Here is an 18003-nt window from a genome sequence, read left to right as displayed (position 1 = left end):
CGTGTCGGTCTGCGCGCCCGGTCGGCTGACTGCGGGTCCGCGCGGTCTTCCGAGGTGGCGAGCAGGACCGGTCGCAGGGCGGGTGGCGGCCATGCCCTGCCAGGCGGGGGAGCGGGCGGGAGCGACGCCGGCCTCGGGTCCGCCTGCGGCGTCGGGGACCATGTCCGGAGTCAACCGAACGTGTTAAGTCAGTCGCTTGACTCAAATCACGAAGCCCGCTTAGCTTGAGTCGATCGAGATCCACTGGAGGAGGCCTCATGACGCGCAGTGACGCGCAGCAGGCGCTGAACCGCCCGATCACCGCCCTGACGGCGCCTGCGGAGCCGTGCGGTCCGCAGGGGTCGGCGCTTGCGACGCTGCCCGGCGGCGACGAGGCGGCACCCGGTACCGGGCGGCGGCGTGTCCAGGGCCTCATCCCCGCCGGGCGGCGCGGCGGCTCGGTGCGGTGGTGACGATGCCGGGCAGAACGAGAAGAGCCGAGCAGGTCGAGGAGACTCGAGAGCTGATCCTGAGCGCGGCGGAGCGGCTGTTCGCCGAGCACGGGGTGTTCGCGGTGTCCAACCGCCAGGTCGGCGAGGCCGCCGGGCAGGGCAACAACTTCGCTGTCGGCTACCACTTCGGTACCAAGGCGGACCTGGTCCGTGCCATCGTGCGCCGACACGCCGAGCCGGTGGAGCTGATCCGCATTCGGATGCTCGCCGAGATCGGCGACAGCGACGAGGTGCGCGACTGGGTGGCCTGCCTGGTGCGCCCGTTCACCGAACACCTGGCGGAGCTGGGCGGACCCACCTGGTACGCCCGGTTCGGCGCCCAGGTCATGACCGACCCCGGCCTCCGACGGATCATCATCGACGAGGCGCTGAGCACCCAGCCCATCCAGCAGGTGCTCGACGGACTCAACCGCTGTCTGCCGATGCTGCCCTTGCCGGTGCATGTCGAGCGCAGCGCGATGGCCCGCTATCTGATGTCCCACACCTGCGCCGAGCGGGAGCGCGCCCTGGCCGAGGGAACGCTCACGGCCCGGGCCACCTGGGAGGACGCCGCTACCGGCCTGATCGACGCGATCACCGGGATGTGGCTCGCGCCGGTCACGGTGACCGACGTGTGATCGAAGACGGATCGACAGGCGGGCACCACCCTGGGCGAGGCCCGGCACCCGCCGTGATGAGGAGCGCAACCGATGAAGATCTCTGTGGACGAGGACAAATGCTGCGGCGCGGGCTCGTGCGTCCTGGCCGTGCCCGAGGTGTTCGACCAGCGTGACGAGGACGGCGTCGTGGTGCTGCTGGACGCCGAGCCCGCCGAGGAGTTCCACGACAGGGTCCGCGAGGCCGCCGACGTGTGCCCCGCCGCCGTGATCCAGCTCAGCGGGACGGCGTGAGCACACCCGCAGGGGTCCTGGTGGTCGGGGCGTCCGCCGCAGGGCTCGCCACTGCGGAGGCGTTACGCCGCAAGGGTTATGGCGGCGAGCTGACCCTGCTCGGCGACGAGGCTCATCCGCCCTACGACCGACCCCCGCTGTCCAAACAGGTCCTCGGCGGGACGTGGGAGCCCGCGCGCTCCCGGCTGCGGACTCCGGAGGCCCTCGACGCCCTGGACGCCCGGCTCGTCCTCGGCGATGCGGCCGCCGCGTTGGACGTGCCGACGCGGACCGTCCGCACCGCAGCCGGGCTCAGCCTGAGCGCGGACGCCGTCGTGCTGGCGACCGGCGCCCGCCCACGCCTGCTGCCCGACCAGGCAGGCATCCGCGGCGTCCACGTGCTGCGCACCCTGGACGACGCGCTCGCCTTGCGGGCCGACCTGCGGGACTCGGCTCGACTGGTCGTGGTCGGGGACGGGGTGCTCGGTGCGGAGGTCGCCGCCACCGCGCGCGGCATGGGCCTGGACGTCGTCCTGGCCGGGCCGCAGCAGGCCCCGCTGGCCGCCCAGCTCGGTCCGCTGGTGGCGGATGCGCTGGCGGAGCTGCACGCCGAACACGGCGTCCGACTTCGGCTCGGAACCGCCGTGACCGGCCTGACCGCCGCACCCGACGGCCGGGTGACCGGAGTCCGACTGGCCGACGGGGAGGTGCTCCCGGCGGACGTGGTCCTGGTGGCACTCGGCGCCGTGCCCGCGACGGACTGGCTGCGCGGCAGCGGGCTGCGCCTGGCCGACGGAGTGGTGTGCGACGCCCACTGCCGCGCCGAGGCGGGGATCTACGCGGTGGGCGACGTCGCCCGCTGGCACCACGAGCGGCTCGGCGCCTCGCTGCGACTGGAGAACCGCACCAATGCCGCCGAGCAGGCGGGCGTGGTCGCCGACAACCTGCTCGGCGGGCGCTGCTCGTACGTGCCGGTGCCCTATTTCTGGACCGACCAGTTCGGGGCGCGGCTCCAGATCCACGGCCTGCCCGGAGCCGACGCCGAGGTGACGATCGTGGAAGGCGAGGTCGCCGCGCGCCGCTTCGTCGCGCTCTATCGCCGAGGCGGCGAGGCCGTCGGCGTCCTGGGCTGGAACATGCCCAAGCAGGCCCGCGCCCATCGACGGCAGCTGGCCGAACCGAGACCGGAGCGCTCGCCCGCGAATGACGCGGCACCGCAGCAGGTGACACAGCACGTGACGGCGGCGCGAGCCCGCACCGCGACGGCGGATCGCTGAGCCTCGGGCCCCGCCGCCTGCCGCCCGGCCGTTCCGTCGCCGAACGCCCGTCGCCGTACCACCCCTCCCCGTACCGCCCTTCGCCGTCTGCGCGGGCGGGCACCCTCACCGGAAGGATCACGATGACGAGCACGACCGAACCCTCCGCAGAGACCCCCGAATACCCCATGCCCAGGGCGCAGGGCTGTCCCTTCGACCCGCCCCCGGAGCTGCGCACCCTCCAGGAGGAGGCACCGCTGACGCGGGTCCGGCTCTGGGACGGCAGCACGCCCTGGCTGGTCACCCGCTATGCCGAACAGCGCGCGGTGTTGGGTGACGCCAGGGTCAGCGCAGACATGACCCGCCCCGACTTTCGCGCCAGGCCCCCGGCAAGGCCGGGAGCCTCAGCTTCATCGGGATGGACGACCCCGAGCACGCCCGGCTGCGTCGGATGGTCAGCGCCGAGTTCACGGTGAAACGGGTGGCGGCCATGCGGCCTGCCGTGCAGAAGATCATCGACGATGCCATCGACGACATGCTGGCCGGGCCGACGCCGGTGGACCTCGTGGAGGCCTTCGCCCTCCCGGTGCCGTCGCTGGTGATCTGCGACCTGCTCGACGTCCCCTACGCCGATCACGAGTTCTTCCAGAGCAACAGCCGGACCCTCATCAACCGGAACTCGACGCCGGAGCAGCGGGCCGCCGCCATCGAACGGCTGGGTGGCTACCTCCACACCCTGGTGACCGCCAAGATCGACGATCCCGGCGACGACCTGCTGTCCCGGCTGGCCGCGCGGATCACCAAGGGCGAGCTGACCACGCCGGAGGCCACGTCGATGGCGGTGCTCCTGCTGATCGCCGGGCACGAGACCACCGCGAACATGATCGCGCTGAGCACGCTCGCCCTGCTGCGCAACCCCGATCAGCTCGCCCTCGTGCGCGACGCCGACGATCCGAAGGTCGTCGCGGGCGCGGTCGACGAACTGCTGCGCTACCTCAACATCACCCACGGCGGCAGGCGCCGGGTGGCCATGGCCGACATCGAGGTCGGCGGGCAGACCGTGCAGGCGGGCGAAGGCCTGGTGCTGCCCAACGAGATCGCCAACCGGGACGCCGAGGCCTTCCCCGATCCCGATCGGCTCGACGTGCTGCGGGAGGCCCGGCACCACGTGGCCTTCGGCTTCGGCGGACATCAGTGTCTCGGGCAGTCGTTGGCGCGGCTGGAACTCCAGGCCGTCTACAGCACGCTCTACCGACGCATCCCCGGTCTGCGGCTCGCCGTCGACTTCGACGAGGTGCCCTTCAAGCACGACGGCTTCGTCTACGGCGTCTACGAACTGCCGGTCGCCTGGTGATCGGCGTCGGCTGAGCCGAGCCGACGCGCGGCCGCCGCCGCGCCGGAGGTGGCGAGGACACCGGACCCTCGCCACCTCGGCCTGTCCGCTCCGGCAAGTCGCTTAAGGATCGAAACGAGCGGCTCAGGGCTGGACGAGCACCTTCAGCGCGGTGCGGTCGGCCATCGCACGGTAGCCGTCGGCCACCTTGTCCAGGCTCACGGTCCGGTCGAACACCTTGCCGGGCTGGATGACACCGTCGAGCACGGCGGGCAGCAGTTCGTCGATGTAGGCGCGGGCGGGCGCGACCCCGCCGGTGAGGGTGACGTTGCGCAGGAACACGCCGAAGTCCATGGGGACCTCGGAGTACTGCGGCACGCCGACCCTGCTGACCGCGCCGCCGTCGCGGACCACGCCGAAGGCCGTCTCGATCGCGGGCAGGGTGCCCACGCACTCCAGCACGGCGTGCGTGCCGTCGCCGCCGGTCAGCTCGCGGACCCGCTCGACGCCCTCCGCGCCGCGCTCGGCGACGACGTCGGTGGCGCCGAACTCGCGGCCGAGGTCGGTGCGGTCGGCGTGCCTGCCCATCAGCAGGATGCGTTCGGCGCCGAGCCGCTTGGCGGCCAGCACGGCCGAGAGCCCGACGGCGCCGTCGCCGATCACCGTGACGGTGGTGCGGGGTCCGACCCCGGCCGTCACCGCGCAGTGATGGCCGGTCGGCAGGACGTCGGAGAGGGTGAGCAGCGACGGCAGCAGCGCGGAGTCCTCCGCGACGGGCAGTCGGACCAGCGTGCCCTGCGCCTGGGGAACCCGCACGGCCTCGCCCTGGCCGCCGTCGACGTCGGGCGCGCCCCAGTTCCCGCCGTGCCTGCACGAGGTCTGCAGACCCTCGGCGCAGAAGTCACAGGTGTTGTCCGCCCAGACGAACGGGGCGACCACCACGTCACCGGCCGTCAGCCCGGACACCGCCGAGCCGACCTCCTCCACCACGCCGAGGAACTCGTGTCCCATCCGGTCGCCGTGCGCGGAGGCGGGTCGGGAGCCGAAGGGCCACAGGTCGCTGCCGCAGACACACGACCGCAGGACCCGCACCACGGCGTCGGTGGGCTCGTGCAGCCTGGCGTCGGGAACGTCCTCCACCCGCACGTCACCGGCACCGTAGATCAAGGTGGCTCGCATGAGCTTCCTTCTCTCGAATCGTCTTCGTCGATGGGCTGCCCAGGGACGTCTCCGGGGCGGCGAGGCCGTCTTCGATGACGGTCGGATCGTCGTGCTCGCTCTCCGGGTCCCCTGGACCACCGAGGATGAAACCCGCACTGACGCGGCCTCGGGAGGACCTGTCGAGTCAGGTAACGGCAGTACCTCCCTGCACGTCCGGGCCGGTCTTACCCTGGTGGTCGTGGACTACCGGAACGAGATCCGCGAGTTCCTGACCTCCAGGCGGGGCAGGATCACGCCGGACCAGGCCGGGCTGAGCATCTACGGCGGCAATCGGCGTGTTCCCGGCCTGCGTCGGGAGGAGGCGGCGCTGCTCGCCGGGGTGAGCGTCGACTACTACACCCGTCTGGAGCGGGGCAATCTCAGCGGCGTCTCCGAGAGCGTGCTGGGCGCCCTCGCCCGCGCGTTGCAGCTGGACGACGCAGAACGTGCCCACCTGTTCGACCTGGCACGCTCGGCGAACACCACGGCACGTCCGCGACGCAGCCGGCAGCAGCATCGCGTGCGGCCGAGCGTGCAGCGCATCCTCGACGCGATGGACGACGCGCCCGCCTTCGTGCTCAACGGGCGACTCGACATCCTCGCCGCCAACCGGCTCGGTCACGCGCTGTACTCGGAGATGTACACCGATCCGATCCGGCCTGCCAACCACGCCCGCTTCCTGTTCCTCAACCCTCGGGCGAGGGCGTTCTGGCGTGACTGGGAGCGAGCCGCCAGCGACACCGTGGGGCTGCTGCGGGCCGAGGCTGGCCGCGATCCCTACGACCGAGGGCTCTCCGACCTGGTCGGCGAGCTGTCGACCCGCAGCGAGGAGTTCCGGACGCGCTGGGCGGCGCACAACGTGCGATTCCACCACTCCGGCGTCAAGCACATGCAGCATCCGCAGGTCGGCGACCTCGGTCTCGCGTGGGAGGTGCTGACCCTCACCGCCGACCCCGGACTCAACCTCCTCGTCTACACCGCCGAGCCGGGCAGCACCGCCCGTGACGCCCTGCGGCTGCTGGCGAGCTGGGCGGCGACGCTGGATCGCCAGGCGGAGGCCTCGGCAGCCGAGCCGGGCTGAGACGCGGCCGCAGCCGCACCTTCGGTGCCGCCGCGCGTCCCTCGGCGCCCGCCGGTCCTCACGCAGACTTCACAGTCACTTTCTGTGATCAGCATCACCCGGGGCGGTGACCAGCGATGATTAAGTCAGTCGATTGACTCAGCAATCAGGCGACGCTTAGCTGGAGTCGATCGAGCTCGACAACCGGGCCGCCGCACCTGACCGGGCGCCCGGCGCCGGAACACCGATGGTCACTCCTGTGGTGCGCCACGGGATGCCGGGTGCCGACGGTGCGCGGCAGGGGCGAGGGAGCGGGCGGCCGCGCCGTCGCCCTGCCGCTCGCGAGGCCCCGGGTCGAGGTCGATCGATCGGTCTGCTGTGGACGGCGGCGACCTCGCCCGCCCACAGCCGCTCCGCGACCGAGGAACACCGCCGGCGACACGACAGAGAGGCCTGCATGCCCACGCCTGACCAGCCCCCCGCCGCCCACGCCGCGCTTCCCGACCAGCTCGGCTTCGACCCGGAGGCCCTCCGCGCCAGGTATCGGGCCGAGCGAGACCGCCGCATCCGACCCGACGGCAACGCGCAGTACCGACGCGTCGACGGCGACTTCGGCTACTACGCGGACGATCCCTACTCCGACGTCGAGCGCACCCGCGAGCCGCTGCACGACCGGGTCGAGGTGGTGATCGTCGGCGGCGGGTTCGGCGGCCTGCTCACCGGAGCCCGCCTTCGGCAGGCGGGCGTCGAGGACATCCGAGTGATCGAGGAGGCGGGGGACTTCGGCGGGACCTGGTACTGGAACCGCTATCCCGGTATCCACTGCGACATCGAGTCCTACGTCTACATGCCGCTGCTGGAGGAGGTCGGGTACGTCCCGGAGTGGAAGTACGCGCCGGGCGAGGAGATCCGGCAGCACGCCAGAGCGATCGGGCGGCACTTCGACCTCTACCGCGACGTCTGTTTCCAGACCAGGGCCACCGAACTGCGCTGGGACGACGAGAAGTCGGAGTGGATCGTCCGCACCAACCGCGACGACGAGATGCGAGCGCGGCACGTCGTGGTGTCCAGCGGAACACTGAGCAGGCCCAAGCTCCCCGGCATCCCCGGCATCGAGACCTTCGCCGGGCACACCTTCCACACGAGTCGTTGGGACTACGACTACACCGGCGGTAACGCCGACGGCGGCCTGGACCGGCTCGCGGACAAGCGCGTCGCACTGGTGGGGACCGGCGCGACCGCCATTCAGGTCGTGCCGCACCTCGGCCGCGACGCCCAGCACCTGTACGTGTTCCAGCGCACCCCATCCTCGGTCGACGTCCGAGGCAACGGCCGCACGGACCCGAAGTGGGCCGAGTCGCTGACTCCCGGCTGGCAGCGGCGCCGGATGGACAACTTCCTCACGATCGTTCACGGCGGTCAGGCCGAGGAGGACCTGGTAGCCGACGGCTGGACCGGCAGCGCCCGACTGCTGCAGAACCTCATCCCGAGCGATGCCTACCGGGATCTGCCTCCCGAGGAGCGGGAGCACGTGAACGAGATCGCCGACTTCCAGAAGATGAACGAGATCCGTGCCAGGGTCGACGCCGTCGTCAAGGACCCGGCGACCGCCGAGGCCCTCAAGCCCTGGTACCGCTACATGTGCAAGCGCCCGACCTTCAGCGATCACTACCTGGAGGCGTTCAACCGAGACGACGTCACGCTGGTCGACACCGCCGATCACGGGGGAGTCGAGCGCATCACCGAGAACGCCGTGGTGGTCGGCGGGACGGAGTACGAGGTCGACTGCATCGTCTTCGCGACCGGCTTCGAGGTCGGCATCTCGGGCGTGTTGTCCGGCAGTCTGCCGGTATACGGCCGCAACGGGGTGGCGCTCACCGAGTACTGGGGGCGTGGTCCCAAGACACTGCACGGCTTCTACAGCAACGGGTTTCCCAACCTGTTCCATCTGGGCCCGTTGCAGAACGCGGCCTCGGTCAACTTCGTGCACGTCCTCGACGAGCAGGCGAAGCATGTCGCCGAGGTCGTCGCCGAGGCACGCGAGCGCAAGGCCCGTCGCATCGAGCCGAGCGCGGCGGCCGAGGAGGCCTGGGTGACCACCCTCCGGGCGAACGCGCCGGACCAGTACCGGTTCCAGGCCGAGTGCACCCCCGGCTACTACAACAACGAGGGACGACCGCGCCCGCGCGGCGAGACCTACAGCAACGGGCCCGTCGTGTTCCACGAACTGCTCAGACGTTGGCGGGACGGCGGTGGAATGAACGACGTCATGGTCGACGCCGAATGAGCGCCGAGGCGTTCGCGCAGCCGAGCCGGTTCGCCGCTGCGGGACATTCCGGACCGACGAGCACCCGGTGGAAGATTCGGCGGCTCAATCGGCCGAACCGGCTGTGGGGCTCCAACGGCGTCGCCTTCGGACCGGACGGACGGCTGTACGTCGCGCAGTTCCTCGCCGGGCAGATCAGCGCGGTCGACGTCGCTTCCGGGGACGTCGAGGTGATCGTGCCCGCCGACGGAGTCGTGCAGGCACCGGACGACCTCGCCTTCGGAGCGGACGGCTCGATGTACATCACCGATCTCGTGCCCGGCCGGGTGTGGCGTCGTGATCCGCGCGGCGAGTTCAGCCTGGTGTCCGATCAGCTGCGGGTGCCCAACGGCATCACCTGCGTCGGCGATCGGCTCTTCGTCAACGAGATGACGATCGACGGCAGGCTGGTGGAGCTGTTCCCGGACGGCGGTGAGCCGAGGGTGCTCACCGACGGACTGGTCATGGGCAATGCGATGCAGCTCGGTCCGGACGGCTGCCTCTACTACCCGCACATGCTCACCGACCAGGTCTTCCGGATTCCGCTCGAGGGCGGCGAGCCCGAGCTCGTCGCCGACGAGGTGCACGAGCCCGTGGCGGTGCGCTTCGATCGGGGCGGCGTGCTCTTCGTCCTGTCGCGCGGGGCAGCGGGCCTCGTGACCGGCGTCGACCTCGCAGGCACCGGATCGCGCACGGTCGTCGCCAGCGGGGTGACGGGGCTGGACAACGCGGCCTTCGACGACGAGAACCGGATGTTCGTCTCCAGCTATGCCAGCGGCGGCATCGCCGAGCTGCACGTCGACGGCCGGACCAGGGACGTCGTCCCGCAGGGGCTCGACGGCCCGTTCGGCGTGGCGGTCGGCGGCGACGGCACGGTGTATGCGGCCGACCACTACCGGCTGGCGAGTCCGGCGGACGCTGCGAGTCCGGCGGAACCTGCGAGTCCGGTGGACTCGGCGAGCGCGGCGGTTTCGGCGGGGCACGGGGGTTCGGGCAGCGCGGGCGGCCCCGGCGGCCCGGCCGTTCTCGACGGCTCGCGCAGTCGGGCCGGGGAGCCGGGCGGCGTCCGCACCCGCGAGATGATGATCTTCGTCCACGGCGTCGCCGCCGCCGAGGGCCTGCTGCACGTGAGTTCGCAGTACGGCAGGCTGTGCACCTACGACCCGGTCGCCCGAACCGTGCGGGTGCGGGCCGATGGACTGGATCGGCCCGCAGGCCTGGCCGTGCGCGGCGACGGCTCGCTCGTCGTCGCCGAGACGGGAACCGGCCGGGTCCTTGCGGTGGATGAGGACGACGTCGTCACCGTGCTCGCGGACGGGTTGGACCACCCCGTGGACGTGGCCTTCGACGACCGGCAGCGCTGTCACGTGAGCGATGCCGGTCGCGGCGCGGTGTTCCGGCTCGACGACGGCGAGGCGGTACTCGTCGCCGACGACCTCGGCGCGCCACAGGGCCTGGCGATCCGGGGCGACGAGCTGTTCGTCGTGGAGACCGAGCATCGGCGGCTGCGGGCGATCAGCCTCAGCACGGGGGAGCACCGGATCGACGCCGAGGACCTTCCGGTGGGCCTCCCGCCGGGGATCACCCGCGCCGAACCCGCCCTCTTCTGCCACGGCATGCCGGGCCTGCCCCGGCAGTTCACCGGCCTCGCGGTGGATCGGGACGGCGCGCTCTACCTCTCGGCGAACGGCGAAGGCAGCGTGCTGCGCCTGACACCGAGGCCTGCGGCGTCGAGCGAGGGCTGAGGCGGCGGCTCGGCTGAGCGGACGCAGGCGTCCTGCCCCCGTGCCGGACCGGGCAGGACGCCTGCCGTCATGCGGGGGCGATGGCAGGCGGGCGGTGCAGGAACGCCCTCGAGCAGTGCTGGAAGGCCTCGTCGATCGCCACGATCTCCGAGTCTCCGAGATGACGGCATCGCCGACTTCTGTCGACACCGCGAGAGCGGGGTGACGACGTGACGGCGGGCGCGGCGAGTCGGGCAGCGGACGGAGCCGCGAGGAAGCGCGGTTCCGAAGACCGCCGCGTGAGGCCGCCCGGCCGTCGCGGATGGTCGTCTGGCCGCCGGTCTCGCCCCACGACGGGATGTCCACCACGCTGCTCGCGTGCGTCCTGCGGCCTTCGTGGTCCGGTCCCGATCCTGCCGGGAGGTCGAGCCCGGCGATGCGGTCGTCGACCTCAGCCGACGTCGGACGGCGACGATGCTTCGGGCAGCAGCGTGGGGTCGACGGCCGCGTCGCGCAGTCTGGTGATGATGCCCTTGGTCGCCTTGTCGTAGTAGCCGTCGTCGCCGTGCATCACGGACTCGGCGTTCGCCAGCTCCATCAGGGCGATCATCTCGAAGACGAGTTGAGGGCCGTCGACCTCCGCCCGCACCTCGCCGACCCGCTGTGCCTCACGGACCGTCCGCTCGAGGAAGCCGGTCCAGTCGGCGCGGGCTGCGGCGAGGGCCTCGTGCACCGGACCTTCGCGGGCGTCGTACTCCGCCGAGACGGCGTAGAAGAAACAGCCGCCGGGGAACACCCGCCCTCGGGAGTAGCGAAGCCAGGAGGTGCACACCCTCCAGAGCCTGCCGAGACCGGGCGGCAGCTCATGGGGAGGCAGCACGACGTGTTCGACGTAGATCGCGATCGCCGCCCGGACCGTGGCGAGTTGCAGGTCCACCTTGGACCCGAAGAGGGCGAACACCCCGCTCTTACTGAGCTGGAGTTCGGCCGCGAGTCGGCCGAGCGAGAGGCCCTCGAGTCCTTCGACGGACGCCGTGTCCACGCTGCGTTTCAGGATCAGTCTGCGGGTCTGGTTCCCGCGCTCGACTCTTCCGTCTCCGTCGGAACGTGCCCGTGCTGCCATGCCCGTGCCTGCCTGTCTGCTGGGCCGAGACCTCGTGTGCCTGAACGCGGCAGTGTACTGAGGGTGCGCGTGATCGTGCGGCGAGCGAGTGAGCGAGGCCTCGACCGCCCGCAGACAGGCTCCCTGCCCGTCAGGCGATCACTCGGCCGCGAGGGGAGCCGTCGGGTGCTTCTCGGCGGCTTCGGTCCGCTGCGGCTCGCCGCCGTTCACGAAGTCCAGCACGGTGCGGATGACCTCGCCGTCGCCGAGGATGCGTCGATGGCCCAGTCCGTTCGTGGTGACGAGCCGGGCCCGATCGCCCAGGGCGGCGGCGATGCGCAGGCCGTGTCCGTGCTCGACCAGGTCGTCCTGCTCGTCGTGGATGACCAGGACCGGCATCGAGACGATGTCGGCGGCGTGCGTGACAGAGAAGGGCATCCGGTCGGCGGGCAGGTCGGGGAAGAGCCGCGCGCCGACCAGGCGGTACATCTGCTCCTGCACCTGCGCACGCAGCCGCAGGGTCGAGCAGAACTCCTCGACCAGATGGGTGAAGTCGCAGACGCCGCTGATGCTCACGAACCGTCGCGTCTGGACGCCTCGGCTCAGCGGGTCGAACGATCCGAGGACGCCCATCGAGTGGGCCACGATGGCCTCGAAGACGCCGTACCGGTCCTGGAGCCGGGTGATGATCTCGCGGTAGTCCAGGATGGTGACGCTGCGGCCGGTCGAGTCGCCGTGGCCGGGCGCGTCGAAGGTGATGACGCTGTGGCCCTGGTCGAGCAGCCCCGGAACGAGATCGGTGAGCCGCGAACCGCGCGACTGCCAGCCGTGCACGAGCAGCACGGGACGTTCGCCGCTGCCCCAGCGGTAGGTGACCACGGACGCGGCGCCGACGCGCATCCGCTCGATGTGGGCCGTGCCCATCCGCTCGCGTTCGGCCTGCCGAGGGGAGCTGCGGGCGAAGGGCATGTGCATCAGCCGGTAAGCGCCCCTGCCCGCCAGTGCGGCCGAGACGCGGGACAGGCTGTTGAGGGTGACGCTGGCGACTGACTGAACGACGGCCATGCCCGGTACTCCTCCTCGGTACTCCTCGATCAGGACGGCTGGTGCAAATTAGCACGAACGGCCGTGCGGTTAGTTGGGGCCGTGCCCTCGGCCGATCGGGCGTCGTTGATCGGAGCTCTCGTTACGCATCGATCTCGGGGGTGCGGCGCCGGGGTCCGGCGGGCTCCACGGCGCCTGACGCGTCGGTGGTTGCAGTCACCGGCCTCCGTTGTTTCAGTGCTCATCGAAGTTAATCCACAACAACCGACGACGACCGCCGCGACAGACAGCCCATCGGATGCGGGCGAGGCCGCCCCGCCGGTCGTCGGCCGTGGTGTGTCGGGGTCCGCCGACCGCCGTGTCGGCCAGGCCGTCGGCGGCCGCCCGAGGCGGCCGCGCCGCACCGTCGTCGGGGCTCCCGGAGATGCCGGGCCGGGGCGGGCCGTGCTCACCACCGGCCTGCCCCGAAGGGCCGACGGCGGTGTCCGAGAAGAATTCCGACGACTCCGATCGGGAATCGACGGGGGAATCCCGTTCGGCCCCGGCGCCGACGGTGTTCCGCTCTTCCGACACTTTCGGTTGACGCGGGCGCCGGACCCGGCCGGGATCGGGGACGGCACCGGCATTCGACACCCGGACCGACGCCCGGCGTGTCGTCGCCGGGGGATCCGTCGGCACCGATGCTCCGCCGGGCGGTCCGAACCCGTTCGCCCGGCTGGCGCCGCCCGCCCGGCCCCGTCGTCGGTGCGTCCTCAGCCCGAGGTGCGGACCAGCTCCACGACGGGGATGACGCGGGTGGTCTTGTTCTGGTAATCGGTGAACTGCGGGGCCACCGCGCACTGCTTCGCGTAGATCACGTCGCGCTCTTCGCCGGTGATGACCGTGGCGGTCACCTCGATCGTCTCGTTGCCGATCTCCACGGTCGTCCTCGGAGTGGCGACGAGGTTGTGGTACCAGTCGGGGTGCTTCGGGTCGCCGCCCTTGCTCGCGAAGATGAAGATGCGGCCGTCGTCGTCGAGGTAGACGAGGGGCGCGATGCGCTCGGTGCCGGACTTGGCACCGAAGTGGTGCACGAGGGCCAGCGGTGAGCCTGCGAACATGCCGCCGACCTGTCCTTCGTTCTCTCGGAACTCCTTGATGACGCCCTCGTTCATCTTGGCGAAGTCTGCTGCGTTGGTCACGAGAATGCTCTCCAGGAATGCGGTGACGCGACTACGGGGACGCCAGGATGAGACGTTCTGAACTCAGGGGAAATTCCCGATTCGAGACCGACGTGATCTATTCCGCACGGACCGGCCCCGTATTTCCTCGCGGACCGATTGCGCCGAGTTCGTCGGCTCACCGTCGGTGCGGGACGCGGGACGCGGGACGATCGGCGACTCGTCGTCCGTGCGGCGTCCGGACCGGACTCGCCTGCCCGGAGCGGCAGCGGAGCGTGGTCCTCCCGCGCCGTCCGCTCGCCTGCCCGCGCGGTCCCGGCCGAGCACGCCGTCGCCTTCGGAGCGCGGTCTCCCACCGTGCCGTCTCCCGCAGCGCCGTCGGGCCGGTGCCGCCGGGCCTGCGACACCGGCTCCGATGATCGCGTCATCGGATCCCCGCAGCGCCCGGGCGGATCAGCCGCGCCCGGCCTGCCGCTCCGCCGCCGCGCCGATACGCCGCAGGATCGCGTCCCTGGACGCCGTGACCTCGTCCCGCACGGCGTCGACGTCGACCCCGACGAGCGAGCCCGCCCACTTTCGCGGCACGCCGTCGACGAGCACGGCATCGACGTCGGCGGGACTCGCCCCCAGGACCAGGGTCCCGACGGCGTCGTTGAGCGGCATGGTCGCGATCGACTCGGCGTTCACCAGGATCAGGTCCGCCCGCTTGCCCGCCTCGACGGACCCGGTGCGATCGGCGAGCCCCAGCGTGTGGGCACCGTGCAGCGTCGCGAAGTCGAGGACGTCGCGGGTGGTGATGCGCGCCGAGGGGTTCGCGCGGTCGGGGGAGTTCTCGACCGCCCGCATCCGCTGGACGGCCAGCAGCGCCCGCATCTGCGTGAACATGTCGCCCGCCAGCGCCACCTCGACGTCGATGCTGAGGCCGGGACGGACTCCGACGGCGAGGGCCTCGTCGATCGCGGGCACTCCCGATTCGAGGCCGATCTGCGGCTCCGAGGTCGGGGCCAGCGCGACGGTCGCCCCCGTGTCGCCCACCGCCCGCCACGCCTCGTCGGTCAGGCCGGTGGCATGGATGAGCATGACCTTCGAGTGCAGGATGCCCCGCCGTGCCCAGTCGAGGAGGGCCCGCGAGGACGAGGCGCCGAAGACGGCGTCGATGCTGACGCCGATGTCCAGGGACTCGGCGACCGAGGCGAGGTGCGGACCGTAGGCGAGGTGCTCGCCCGCGATCTCGTCGGTGGCCAGCGCGGCGAGCTGCACGGTGATGCGTCCGCTCTCCGCACCCTGGTATCGCGACACGACTCGGCCGAGGTCGGCGGGCCACTGCCGGTCCCAGTCGCCGAAGTGCGGCGCCATCGAGGCGTGCACGCCTCGGATCCCCGTGTCGATCAACGCGGTGACGGCGGCGTCGGTGTGCGCGGCGCTGCGGGCGTTGTGGGAGAAGTCGAGCATCGTGGTGATGCCCGCGTCGATCGCCGCGAGCGCCGCCAGCCGGGTGCCGATCAGCATGTCCTCCGGCGTGTACGCGGGGGCCGCGCCGCCGAGGGTGCTGGTGACGTAGGAGACGAGGTCGCCGACGTCCGGGATGCTGCGTCGCAGCTGTGACTGCCACGCGTGTCGATGGGTGTCGACGAAGCCGGGCGCGAGGATGCGGCCGCGCGTGTCGATGACGACGGCCTCGGCGATCCGGTCGGCGAACTCTGGCGAGCTGCGCAGGTCCGGGCCGACCGCGAGGATCAGGCCGTCGCCGACCAGGACGTCGCCGGACTCGAGGTCGGGGATCGTGGGAGAGCCGGTGACGATGGTGCCGCCGGTGAACAGGAACGTGGTGGGGCCGGGGCTGCCGAGGTCCGGCAGTGGTGTCGGCATGGTGTGGTCGCTCTCTCGTCGGTGGGGAGGAGACGGGGTCAGGGGCGGCGTCGCAGGGTGTAGCCCGCGTGGTGCAGCACGTCGTCGACGAAGTCGCCGTAGGCCCAGAACCCCAGGTCGTCGAGGTAGTCGATCCGGTCGCCGTCGATCCAGTAACGCCCCTGGAACGCGTGCGGCCGTCCGCCACGGGTCTCGTCGTACCGGCCGTCGGAGCCGAGGTGCTGATGCAGGAAGCCGGTCTCGTCGATCCAGGTGCCGACCCGGCGCTCGTCGGTCTGCCCGGCGAGGACCTCGGCAGACACGGACGGACGATCGTCGGGGCGCGGGCGAGAGCCCCAGTGGACGACCTCGCCTCGGCTGACGACCGCGCCGAGGACCGTCGAATCCGCGAACTGCCGGGCCAGCCCCGCCGCGATAGTCGCGACGTCGGATTCCCGGAGGACGAGGAAGCTCGCCTCGGCGCCGGGCACCAGCGTCCCGACCGCGTCGGCTCGCTCCGTGCGCAGCGAGTGCAGCGCGAGGAGGTCGACGACGGCGGGGATGATGACGGTGTCCCGGCAGTCCACGACGATGGCGCCGTCGTCGTCGGCGGCGGTGAGCAGGCCGGGACCGATGCCCGCGATCGTCTGCCCGGCCAGGAGCACGTCGCCGCGCTCGACGTCGCCGATGAGCGGGTCCCCGGTCAGGAGCCGCGCGCCCGTGAACAGCAGCGGCCGGTGCGGTCCCTGCCTGCGGGCCAGCTCGATCTCCTCCCCGGCGGCGGGGGAGAAGTCGGGCCTGCGGTACAGGATCATCCCGGCGTGATGCAGGACGCCGTCGACGAAGTCGCCGTCGGCGCTGAATCCGGTGTCGTCCCGGTAGTCGATGTGATCGCCGTCGATCCGGTAGTCACCCTGGTAGGCGTGCTCGTTCTGGTCCCTGGCCTCGTCGTAGCGACCGGTCGGCAGCAGCCGGTGGCGGATGCGCCCGTCCTCGGTCACCCAGAGCCCGCAGTAATCCGATGCCTGCATCGAAAGTCCTCTTCGTGTCGTCGTCCGCGTGGTACGACCTCGATCGTCAGCTCCGGAGGGGCGGGGAGGAAGGTCGTCTCCTGACCAGGAGTGACACGGCCTGGATAGGTCGAGCGCCTGCGGCCTACCGTGGTGCGCATGACGAAGCGCGGCGACCTGGGCGCCTACCTCAGTGCCCGCCGGGCCGCGGTGACCCCGCAGGACGTCGGCATCGTGGCCGAGACCGGGCGGCGTCGGGTCGCGGGCCTGCGGCGTGAGGAGCTGGCCGCGATGGCCGGGGTCAGCGTGGACTACTACGCGCGGCTCGAACAGGGCCGCGAGCGCAACCCCTCCGCCGGGGTGCTCAACGCGCTGGCCCGCGTGCTGCGGCTCGACGTGCACGGCCGGGAGCACCTGTTCCGGCTCGCCGACGTCCCGTTCCACGCCGCGCCCGCCGGGAGCGTCGCGACGGCGTCGTCGGAACTGCGGGCGCTGCTGGACTCCTGGCCGCACACCCCGGCGATGATCCTGAACGAACGGCTGGACGTCCTGGCCGCCAATCGCCTCGCCGAGGCGCTGTACAGCCCCTTCCGGGCCTTCGACAACCTCGTGCGGATGACCTTCCTCGACCCGGTCGCACCGACCTTCTTCGTGGACTGGCATCGCGCTGCGGAGGCCTGCGCCGCCAACCTGCGCACCGCCGTCGCCGGGAACGGCACGGACTCCGAGATCGGCCGCCTCGTCGAGGAGCTGCACGCGGCCGTCGAGTTCCGTCGTTACTGGCGACGTCACGAGGTGCGCGGGAAGACCGCCGAGGCGAAGGAGTTCCTGCACCCTCAGGTGGGGAGCCTCACCCTCGGCTTCCAGGCTTTCGACGTCCGGTCCGCGCCCGGCGCCCAACTCGTCGTCTACTCGGCCGAGCCCGCCTCGCCGTCGGCCGACGCGCTGCGCCTGCTCGGGGCGATCGCGGCCACCACCGCGACCCTGAGCTGACCACTCGCCGCGTCGGCCCCGCCCCGGTCCGGCATCGCCTCTCGGCGGTGACGGCGTCGGCCCGCCTGCGTCGGTGCGGGTCCGCCGTGAGTGTCCGGGCCCAGGCGCGACCAGCTCGACACGACGTCTCCGCCATAGAGCCGAGCGGCGGAGGGTTCCCCAGGGTCGTGACAGCCTGGCGTTCGACTCTTGCGTCGAACATCGGCGTCGAAGACCGCCGCCGCCCGGCCCGCCGAGCCTGCGGCGTGCGCGGTGTGCCGACCGCCACACCGGTTCGCCGCCGCTGCTCGGCAGGCACCCCGCGACCTGGGATGACGTTCTTCCCGAGGTCGGCATGAGACCGCAGGCTCGTCCGTCCGGGATGCGACGGGCGGCCCGGCCTTCCGGTCAACCGAATTTCGATCGAAATCGTCGGGGGTCGGGGTTACCGTGTTGTTCTGGGGCTCGGACGATGATCCTGTCGTCCGAGAAACGGCCGCCCCCCGACATCGTCGTCAGGCGGGTCGAGCCGTCTGCAGGAGGGAGACGAGCGTCTCGTACGCCGTCTGCCGTGTCACCGTGCCCATCGAACGTGTGCAGCGTCGCGTCGACCTGCGCGGGCAGGCGAT

The 18003-nt window shown here is 71.6% G+C and carries 14 protein-coding genes and 1 pseudogene; 9 read left to right on the top strand and 6 right to left on the bottom strand.

Going from position 1 to position 18003, the window contains the following annotated elements; translation table 11 throughout:
- Positions 1-257: 257 nt before the first annotated feature.
- The 5 genes and pseudogenes from UA74_RS17450 to UA74_RS17430 all read left to right on the top strand — a co-directional run bounded on the left by UA74_RS17450 (position 258) and on the right by UA74_RS17430 (position 3970).
- Complete coding sequence (locus tag UA74_RS17450; RefSeq protein ID WP_075741222.1) at positions 258-452, top strand: hypothetical protein; 195 nt, start codon at positions 258-260, stop codon at positions 450-452.
- A 2-nt stretch (positions 453-454) separates the two neighbouring features.
- A complete protein-coding gene (locus UA74_RS17445; protein ID WP_075741221.1) occupies positions 455-1108 on the top strand; it encodes a TetR/AcrR family transcriptional regulator in 654 nt (217 codons plus the stop codon).
- A gap of 72 nt (positions 1109-1180) precedes the next feature.
- On the top strand, positions 1181-1381 hold the full coding sequence (locus UA74_RS17440; protein WP_075741220.1) for a ferredoxin: 201 nt from the start codon (positions 1181-1183) through the stop codon (positions 1379-1381).
- Positions 1378-2637, top strand: a complete 1260-nt coding sequence (locus UA74_RS17435; RefSeq protein WP_083683287.1) for an NAD(P)/FAD-dependent oxidoreductase — start codon at positions 1378-1380, stop codon at positions 2635-2637. Before UA74_RS17440 ends, UA74_RS17435 begins: the two co-directional genes overlap by 4 nt.
- Before the next feature lie 122 nt (positions 2638-2759).
- Positions 2760-3970 (top strand): annotated as a pseudogene (locus tag UA74_RS17430) (cytochrome P450).
- 123 nt (positions 3971-4093) lie between these two features.
- Here the strand turns inward: UA74_RS17430 and UA74_RS17425 are convergent.
- Positions 4094-5128: a zinc-binding dehydrogenase gene (locus tag UA74_RS17425; RefSeq protein ID WP_075764927.1), complete on the bottom strand. Its 1035-nt coding sequence runs from the start codon at positions 5126-5128 to the stop codon at positions 4094-4096.
- A 211-nt stretch (positions 5129-5339) separates the two neighbouring features.
- Here UA74_RS17425 and UA74_RS17420 point away from each other — a divergent pair, with 211 nt between their 5' ends.
- From UA74_RS17420 to UA74_RS17410, 3 genes are all read left to right on the top strand, one after another.
- On the top strand, positions 5340-6230 hold the full coding sequence (locus tag UA74_RS17420; protein ID WP_232237853.1) for a helix-turn-helix transcriptional regulator: 891 nt from the start codon (positions 5340-5342) through the stop codon (positions 6228-6230).
- Positions 6231-6666: 436 nt separating this feature from the next.
- A complete protein-coding gene (locus UA74_RS17415) occupies positions 6667-8496 on the top strand; it encodes a flavin-containing monooxygenase (RefSeq protein WP_075766201.1) in 1830 nt (609 codons plus the stop codon).
- Positions 8493-10259 (top strand): SMP-30/gluconolactonase/LRE family protein, encoded by a 1767-nt coding sequence (locus UA74_RS17410; RefSeq protein WP_075764925.1) that lies wholly within the window; start codon positions 8493-8495, stop codon positions 10257-10259. Before UA74_RS17415 ends, UA74_RS17410 begins: the two co-directional genes overlap by 4 nt.
- A gap of 430 nt (positions 10260-10689) precedes the next feature.
- Here the strand turns inward: UA74_RS17410 and UA74_RS17405 are convergent, their stop codons facing one another.
- The 5 genes from UA74_RS17405 to UA74_RS17380 form a co-directional block, all read right to left on the bottom strand.
- Positions 10690-11361 carry a TetR/AcrR family transcriptional regulator gene (locus UA74_RS17405; protein ID WP_075741216.1) on the bottom strand — a complete coding sequence of 224 codons (672 nt, stop codon included), beginning with the start codon at positions 11359-11361 and terminating at the stop codon, positions 10690-10692.
- A 138-nt stretch (positions 11362-11499) separates the two neighbouring features.
- Positions 11500-12405, bottom strand: coding sequence for an alpha/beta hydrolase (locus UA74_RS17400; RefSeq protein ID WP_075764923.1), 906 nt, complete (start codon positions 12403-12405; stop codon positions 11500-11502).
- A 731-nt stretch (positions 12406-13136) separates the two neighbouring features.
- On the bottom strand, positions 13137-13565 hold the full coding sequence (locus UA74_RS17390; RefSeq protein WP_075764919.1) for a nitroreductase family deazaflavin-dependent oxidoreductase: 429 nt from the start codon (positions 13563-13565) through the stop codon (positions 13137-13139).
- Between the two features lie 432 nt (positions 13566-13997).
- Positions 13998-15413 (bottom strand): amidohydrolase family protein, encoded by a 1416-nt coding sequence (locus tag UA74_RS17385; RefSeq protein WP_075741212.1) that lies wholly within the window; start codon positions 15411-15413, stop codon positions 13998-14000.
- A gap of 38 nt (positions 15414-15451) precedes the next feature.
- The gene (locus UA74_RS17380) at positions 15452-16423 is read right to left on the bottom strand and encodes an Atu4866 domain-containing protein (protein WP_318533256.1); all 972 of its coding nucleotides are present in this window, start codon (positions 16421-16423) and stop codon (positions 15452-15454) included.
- Positions 16424-16561: 138 nt separating this feature from the next.
- Between UA74_RS17380 and UA74_RS17370 the strand changes: the two genes are divergently transcribed.
- Complete coding sequence (locus UA74_RS17370; protein WP_075764917.1) at positions 16562-17395, top strand: helix-turn-helix domain-containing protein; 834 nt, start codon at positions 16562-16564, stop codon at positions 17393-17395.
- Positions 17396-18003 lie beyond the last annotated feature (608 nt).

It is taken from the genome of Actinoalloteichus fjordicus, from assembly GCF_001941625.1.
In the GTDB taxonomy this organism is placed as follows: Bacteria; Actinomycetota; Actinomycetes; order Mycobacteriales; family Pseudonocardiaceae; genus Actinoalloteichus_A; species Actinoalloteichus_A fjordicus.
This window is presented reverse-complemented; position numbering and strand designations above follow the sequence as displayed.